The 7,364-nt window shown below is 41.5% G+C and carries 5 protein-coding genes; 4 read left to right on the top strand and 1 reads right to left on the bottom strand.

Translation table 11 applies throughout. The features are described from left to right. The 4 genes from O9290_RS11940 to O9290_RS11955 form a co-directional block, all read left to right on the top strand. Positions 1-639, top strand: a 639-nt coding sequence (locus tag O9290_RS11940) for an RpnC/YadD family protein (RefSeq protein WP_288087090.1), incomplete at its 5' end; no start/stop codon positions are given. 71 nt (positions 640-710) lie between these two features. Beyond that, positions 711-3,335 carry an alanine--tRNA ligase gene (alaS, locus tag O9290_RS11945; protein WP_288058781.1) on the top strand — a complete coding sequence of 875 codons (2,625 nt, stop codon included), beginning with the start codon at positions 711-713 and terminating at the stop codon, positions 3,333-3,335. A 70-nt stretch (positions 3,336-3,405) separates the two neighbouring features. Then, positions 3,406-4,881 (top strand): AAA family ATPase, encoded by a 1,476-nt coding sequence (locus O9290_RS11950; RefSeq protein ID WP_288058783.1) that lies wholly within the window; start codon positions 3,406-3,408, stop codon positions 4,879-4,881. Beyond that, positions 4,874-5,629 (top strand): hypothetical protein, encoded by a 756-nt coding sequence (locus tag O9290_RS11955; protein ID WP_288058785.1) that lies wholly within the window; start codon positions 4,874-4,876, stop codon positions 5,627-5,629. The genes O9290_RS11950 and O9290_RS11955 overlap by 8 nt, the downstream gene beginning before the upstream one ends. A gap of 193 nt (positions 5,630-5,822) precedes the next feature. Here O9290_RS11955 and O9290_RS11960 read toward each other — a convergent pair whose 3' ends face one another. After that, positions 5,823-7,139: a family 10 glycosylhydrolase gene (locus tag O9290_RS11960; protein ID WP_288058787.1), complete on the bottom strand. Its 1,317-nt coding sequence runs from the start codon at positions 7,137-7,139 to the stop codon at positions 5,823-5,825. Positions 7,140-7,364 lie beyond the last annotated feature (225 nt).

The raw sequence follows: 7,364 nt of genomic DNA on the forward strand, positions 1-7,364 counted from the left end.
AAACTTTTGACAATTTTAGCCGAACTGCAAAGACAAGCTAAACGGGAAAATCAGAGCTACAATGAAGACAATGCCCCTCGTTTGTGGATTTTATCCCCTTCGGCTGGTATCACTGTTTTAGAGGGATTTGGGGCAAAATTAAGACCAGATTGGCCAGAAGGAGTCTATTTTCTTCCCTCGCTTTATCGCACGGCAATTATCGCTATTAATCAATTGCCTGTGACTGCTGAGACTCTCTGGTTAAGATTATTAGGACGGGGAAAAACTCAAGACCAAGCGGTGCGAGAATTGTTAGAATTACCTCAAGGTAATGCTTTCCGGGAAAATGTGCTGGAATTATTGATTAGTTGGCGGGTTAATATGGAAATAAATAACATCCTAGAAACTGAGGATAGAGAGGTGTTTATGACCTTATCTCAAACCTATCAGGAATGGAAGGAAGCAACGAAACGGGAAGGACGACGGGAAGGTAAACTAGAAGGTAAACTAGAAGGTAAACTAGAAGGTAAACTAGAAGGTAAACTAGAAGGAAAACTGGAATCTATTCCCCGTTTGCTGGCTTTGGGTTTAAGTGTGGAACAAATCGCTCAAGCTTTGGATTTAGACTTAGAACAGGTCCGACAAGCGGCGCAAGAGTAAAGGTGGAGAGTTAAAACGCAAAAATGCCACAATGGATAAAATAGGCATTTTCTGACTAACTGACATCTTCTATGAGTAACCACCTAAGCGGAAGCGAGATTCGCCAGCGATTTTTAGACTTTTTTGCGGCCAGAAACCATAAAATTCTCCCTAGTGCCTCTCTAGTCCCAGAAGACCCCACCGTTTTGCTGACTATTGCGGGAATGCTCCCTTTTAAACCGATTTTCTTAGGGCAAAAGACCCCAGAATTTACCCGCGCTACCACTTCCCAAAAATGTATTCGCACCAACGATATCGAAAATGTCGGCCGGACTGCTAGACACCATACTTTTTTTGAGATGTTGGGCAATTTTAGCTTTGGTGATTATTTTAAAGAACAAGCGATCGCCTGGGCCTGGGAATTGTCCACAGAAGTTTTTAACCTTCCCCCCGAAAGATTAGTCGTTAGTGTCTTTAGAGAGGATGAGGAAGCTTTCGCTATCTGGCGCGATAAAATCGGTATTCCTGCTCATCGTATCCAAAAAATGGGCGAAGCGGATAACTTTTGGGTATCGGGTCCCACGGGTCCCTGTGGTCCCTGTTCGGAAATTTACTACGATTTTCACCCGGAATTGGGGGATAAAACCATCGATTTAGAGGATGATAGCCGTTTTATCGAGTTTTATAACCTCGTCTTCATGCAGTATAACCGCGACGCGGATGGCAATCTGACACCCCTGGCCAATAAAAATATCGATACGGGGATGGGTTTGGAACGGATGGCGCAAATCCTGCAAAAAGTCGCCAATAACTACGAAACTGACCTAATTTTCCCGATTGTCGCTGAAGCGGCCCGGTTAGCAGCCATAGACTACCAGAAAGCGGACGAAAAAACGAAAGTTTCCCTAAAAGTCATCGGCGATCATGTGCGTTCGGTAGTACACATGATAGCGGATGGTATCTCAGCATCGAATACTGACAGAGGTTACGTCCTGCGTCGTCTGATTCGGAGAGTAGTACGGCACGGGCGTTTAATCGGTATTGAAGGTCAATTTATCACCAAAGTGGCGGAAGTTGCGATCGCTCTTTCCGAGTCCGTCTATGGCAATGTTCGGGAACGAGAAACGGTGATCAAGGCAGAATTAGAGCGAGAGGAAGCGAGATTTTTAGAAACCCTAGAAAGAGGCGAGAAACTGCTCGAATCGATTCTAGAAAAAGAAAAAAGCCAGATTTCGGGAGTCGATGCCTTTACCCTTTATGATACCTATGGCTTCCCCCTCGAACTCACTCAAGAAATCGCCGAGGAGCAGGGTTTAAGCGTCGATACGGCGGGTTTCGAGCAGGAAATGAAAAAACAGCAGCAAAGATCAAAAGCCGCCCACGAAACCATAGATTTGACGGTACAGGGTAGTTTAGATAAGCTGGCAGAACATATTCACCCGACGGAATTTCTCGGTTATACGGATTTGCAAGCAACCGCAACAGTAACGGCGGTTTTAGTCGCTGGTAAAACGGTGGAATCGGCCGCAGCAGGCACTGAGGTGCAGGTAGTTCTCGATCAAACCCCTTTTTATGCCGAATCGGGTGGACAAATCGGTGATAAGGGTTATTTAACCGGCGATAATCTGGTTATCCGCGTTGAGGATGTGCAGAAAGAATCGGGGATTTTTATCCATTTTGGTCGGATTGAGCGGGGAATTGTCACCACCGGCGATACAATTAATGCACAGATCGACCGTTCCTGTCGTCGTCGCGCCCAAGCTAATCATACCGCCACCCATCTGCTACAATCGGCCTTGAAAAAGCTTGTCGATGGGGGGATTTCCCAAGCAGGTTCCCTAGTCAATTTCGATCGCCTCCGTTTTGATTTTAACTGTCCTCGTCCCCTGACTAGCGCTGAATTGCAACAGGTGGAAGAACAGATTAACACTTGGATTGCCGAAGCGCATGACACCCAGATAGCGGTGATGGGATTGGAAGAAGCGAAGCAGAAGGGAGCTATTGCCATGTTTGGCGAGAAATACGGCTCAGAAGTGCGAGTTATCGATATTCCTAGCGTTTCTATGGAATTATGCGGGGGAACTCACGTTAAAAATACTGCCGAGATCGGTTTATTTAAAATCATCTCCGAGACGGGAATCGCCGCAGGAATTCGTCGCATCGAAGCGGTGGCTGGCCCTGCCGTGTTAGCATACCTGAATGAACGGGATCAGGTGGTGCGGGATTTGTGCGATCGCTTTAAGGTCAAACCTCTGGAAATTCCCGATCGCATTACGGTCTTACAATCAGAGTTAAAAGGCACACAAAAGCAGTTAGAAGCGGTTAAACAGGAGTTGGCGCTAAATAAATCGGATGCTTTGCTATCTCAAGCCGAATCTATCGGCGAATTTCAGCTATTAGTCGCTTCTTTGGGCGATATTGATGCTAATGCTTTGATGGCCGCAGCCGAAAGACTACAGCAAAAATTAGGGGAAGGGGCAGTGGTTTTGGCCTCGACTCCCGCAGCTGATAAAGTGAGTTTAGTGGCCGCTTTTAGTCCCCGGGTGATTAAAGATAAGGGTTTACAAGCGGGTAAATTTATCGGTGCGATCGCTAAAATCTGCGCCGGTGGTGGTGGTGGTCGTCCCAATTTAGCTCAAGCTGGGGGACGGGATGCTAGTAAGTTAAGCGAAGCTTTAGCTAAGGCCAAAAGTCAGTTAACTAGCAGTTTACAATAGTGTTAAGGGTGGGCATTTTGTCCACCTTTAAAAAATTAGTTATCCTCTCGGTGTGATTGGTAAAAATAATATGGAACTACTGATCAAGAATTTGGGATCAATTAGAAATAATAATCAAGCTATAGATTTAACCAAGAAGTTTTATACTTTTATTGGCTACAACAATAGTGGCAAAACCCTAGTTTCTCAGCTTTTATGGACAATTTTTAATAATGACAATATTAGAAAGTTTTCCGAAAATACCCAAATTGATTCTTTATTAATTGACTCGGAAAAACCTATTAAAAAAATTAGGATCAATCAAGAATTAATCGATGAAATTCTCAATAAATTTAGCCAGTTTATTGAAAAAGAAGTTGTTAATACTTATAATCTTGATGCCAGTATTAAAGAAACGATTATTGGTTCCAATAAATTAATTTTTCAAGCGGATATTAAAGAATTTAAAGAGACGACATTTAAAACAACTTTTTTTGTTCGTGTTGCAGGAAATAATGATCTGGAGTATTTACAGATTAGCAAGGGCAAAGGTAGCCTAACAATAAATATAAAAGAGAATAATATCCCTGAGAAAGTATTTGATCAAATACCCAGAGACTTTTTTGAGAGAGCTAAACCATACAAGGAATCAGTAATTATTCCGTCAATAATAAGAGTGCTTTTGTCTCCGATACAAGATACTTTTTTTATCCCCGCTAGTCGTAGCTTTTTTCCTGTTTTCTACCAGTACATTTATGAGATAGAGAGAAATAAAAGAAGTGAGTATAATCGTCGATTGCAAGAATTAATAGAAAATATTGATGATGATGTTGATACTAATCGGGATATATTCAAACGTCTTCAAGAACAATTACCCAAAAGGTCTTATACAGAACCAATGAATAAAGTGATTGAGTCGCTTTATTCTCTCAATACCAAGAAAAAAATTAATTCAGTTTATAATTCTCTGATTGAAAAGATGACCGGATTAATGGGAGGAGAAATCACGATTTCTAGTCTAGAATCGATCGCACCTATTCAATTTTCTTTTAAATTCGATGAAAGCAAAGATTTACCCATGTATCTAGCTTCATCTTCAGTCAATCAGTTGACTATCTTGTATCTTTATCTCAAATATTGGGCCAAGGAAAAAAACAATTTTTTGATGATAGATGAACCAGAAGTTAATTTGCATCCCGAAAATCAAATTCGCTTAATGGATATTTTAGTTCAATTTGTCACCGAGCATGATAATCGGGTTTTGATCACCACCCATAGCCCGATTTTAACCGATATTCTCAACAATTATGTTTATCTTCATACCTTAAAAAGTTATGATGTTGATGTCACAAAAATTATTGAAGATAATCAATTAAAAAATTTAAATCCTGAAATTTCACTTGCTAAAGAAGACTTAGGGGTTTACTTTTTCACGGGTGATAAAATTATTGATTATGGAACCAGTCAATATGGTGTTTATTTTCGTAATTTTACAGAAGTTATCAACTCTGTGCAGAAATCTGGAGAAATTTTAACCAATCATATATATTTAGCAGAGAATGAGTAAGTCTAACTCAAAAAAAGAAATATTTTCCCTTAGACAAGAGTTTCATCAAGCTTTAGAAAAATCGGGTTTTATTGAAGAAATCTGCCTTAGTCAAGATGCGTATATTGAAATTCTAGAAACAAATAAGAGCGATTTAAAGAAAGTAGTTATTAATCACTTACAGTTATCGTCTAAAAATGACAAAAATATATCTACAGAAGTAGATAAAATCTGGGTTATCAATTTAGAAAAAGAGTTACCCGGTATCTCTGCTTCTGGCAAAACCCCTGAAAAAGCTATATTAGTTTTACAGAGAAAAGTCAATGATGCTGGTAAATTTCTCAATTATCATCTGCAAATTTGTTTAATTGAACTCAAAGCATCCCTACAGGCAAAAAAAGACAAAGAAAGCACATTAAAGCAGCTTGCTGGTAAATTTCAAAGCGGGATGAATAGAATCTATATGCTTCTGACTCTCAATAATTATGCTAATCCCCAGAAAAACTATCAAGATACAGAAATATTTGTGCATTTCAGAGGAATTATTTTTTATAATCGCAACGAAATTAGTGATATTGCCAAAGAAAATCAGCGAGACTATAATTCGAGCGAGAGTACCTTGTATAAAATTCTCTCTCAATCTACAGAATCAGATTTATTAACCCTAGAAACCCTATTAGAAGAACGAGATAAAATCGTCGTTAGGTTTATCAAAAATCCCAATCAAACTCAAAATTATATCACCATAGGACTGGAAGATTTACTCTGAATAAATGCTGCTTCTCGGCAATCTTGACAAGCTTTTTAGACATCAGCATTTAATCAGATGCGAGTTTTCATTGCACTGTTTACTGTTTACTGGACGGCTACGCCGTGCCTTTGGCAACACTGAAAAAAATCCCGCCACTCTCCTATACGTTTTAAACAGGATTTAGTATAATTTCTCAGGGCAAAAATTGCTATTAACTACCCGGAGGGGGAATAACAGGAATTTCGATACCGTCCGGTGCTAAGGGGGGAGGTGTGGGGGTTAGTTCTGGCTGGTCAACAGGTTCAGGTGTACTAACTAAGGGTATATTTTCCAGCACGGGAAGACGGGGAGTGATGGGTTGCGAAAACATCGCTTGAATTGCCGCTTTTCTGGTTTCTTGAGGTTCCAAAGCTTGCTGCCAGAGACTTTCATAAAAGAAGAAAATCACCCCTAAACCCCGTTGACGAGCAGCCAAGACCTTTTCTTCAATAAAGGGTAGGGCAATCGGTCGATTGCGTAAACCGGTCAAAACTCCCACACCGGTGGGGATAGTTTGCTGGGTTTCCTGAATTTCGGGACGCTCTATTTGCTTGAGAAAACTGGGCAGATCGGGACGATAAACCTGTACGATTAACTCATCGACTAATCCTTGCCGCACCCAACCGAGCCAATCCTGTAAATGACCATTATAGGCGAATTCGTAGGGATTAGGGGCGATCGAAAGCAGTATATTCGGTTTAATTGCCTCAATTGATTCTTTGAGATTAGCCAGAAAAGCGGTGATTTTATCGGCCCGCCATTTTGTCCATTCGGGATCCCGGGGGTTAGCTGGGGGCGTTTTTTCGGTTTCCTGTTGATAAAGGGCGATAGTATAGGGATCATAGCCGAATTCGTTGGGTAAACTCAGATGATCGTCGAATTGGATGCCGTTAATATCGTATTGTCCCACCACTTCCAAGACTAACTCCCGCAGAAAATTCTGCACCTCGGGACGGAAAGGATTCAACCACACCACCTCACCGGCTGCCCCTACCCAAGTAGTCCCCCCGTCGCGTTTTTGGGTTAACCAGTCCTGATGTTTTAAGGCTAATTCTGAGGTGGGAGGAGCCATAAATCCGAATTCAAACCAAGGAATGACCAATAATCCCCTGCCACGGGTTTGTTCCACCAATTCTGCCAAGATGTCTTGTCCCTGCGCTCCCGTAGGCACAAAAGGCTGTATTCCTTCCCGTTGAGCGATCGCACTAGGATAGAGAGCATAACCGGAATTCCAAACCACGGGATAGATAGCATTAAAATTAAGATTAACTAATTGCTCGATCGCCTGTTGTCGTTTATCCCTGTCCATCAGCATCGCAGTATCGTTGGTGGTAATCCAAACACCGCGGATATCAGGATCTCGACTTTGAGAGAAAGCGGCAGAAAAATAGCCTAATAGTAGGACTATGAGAAAAGATGCTAAGAATAGTAGTATAGGGAGCTTTTTAAGAATTTGCCGCCAAACGCTAGTCGGAATTAGAAAAGTCATTTCTTTAAGGTGAAGATTAACGGTTTTAACTGGTTATAATACCAGCTTTGCTCAACTCTTTCAGGCTAGATTGACCCAAAATATATAGGGGCTGCTGAAAAAGTTTTTCGTGGGGGCAGGGTGTGGGGTGTGGGGTGTGGGGTGTGGGGTTTTACCCATTTTCAGGTGGTCAATTACCTAATTTTCAGGGAAAAAATCCCTAAATTTTCCCCCCAATCACTCCAA

It is taken from the genome of Microcystis sp. LE19-41.2A, assembly GCF_027530405.1.
Taxonomy (GTDB): Bacteria; Cyanobacteriota; Cyanobacteriia; order Cyanobacteriales; family Microcystaceae; genus Microcystis; species Microcystis aeruginosa.

What these genes read in the sequence shown, in the direction of transcription:
- alaS (WP_288058781.1), top strand. Translation starts at nt 711, where the DNA reads ATGAGTAACCACCTAAGCGGAAGCGAGATTCGCCAGCGATTTTTAGAC.
- O9290_RS11950 (WP_288058783.1), top strand. Translation starts at nt 3,406, where the DNA reads ATGGAACTACTGATCAAGAATTTGGGATCAATTAGAAATAATAATCAA.
- O9290_RS11955 (WP_288058785.1), top strand. Translation starts at nt 4,874, where the DNA reads ATGAGTAAGTCTAACTCAAAAAAAGAAATATTTTCCCTTAGACAAGAG.
- O9290_RS11960 (WP_288058787.1), bottom strand. Translation starts at nt 7,139, where the DNA reads ATGACTTTTCTAATTCCGACTAGCGTTTGGCGGCAAATTCTTAAAAAG.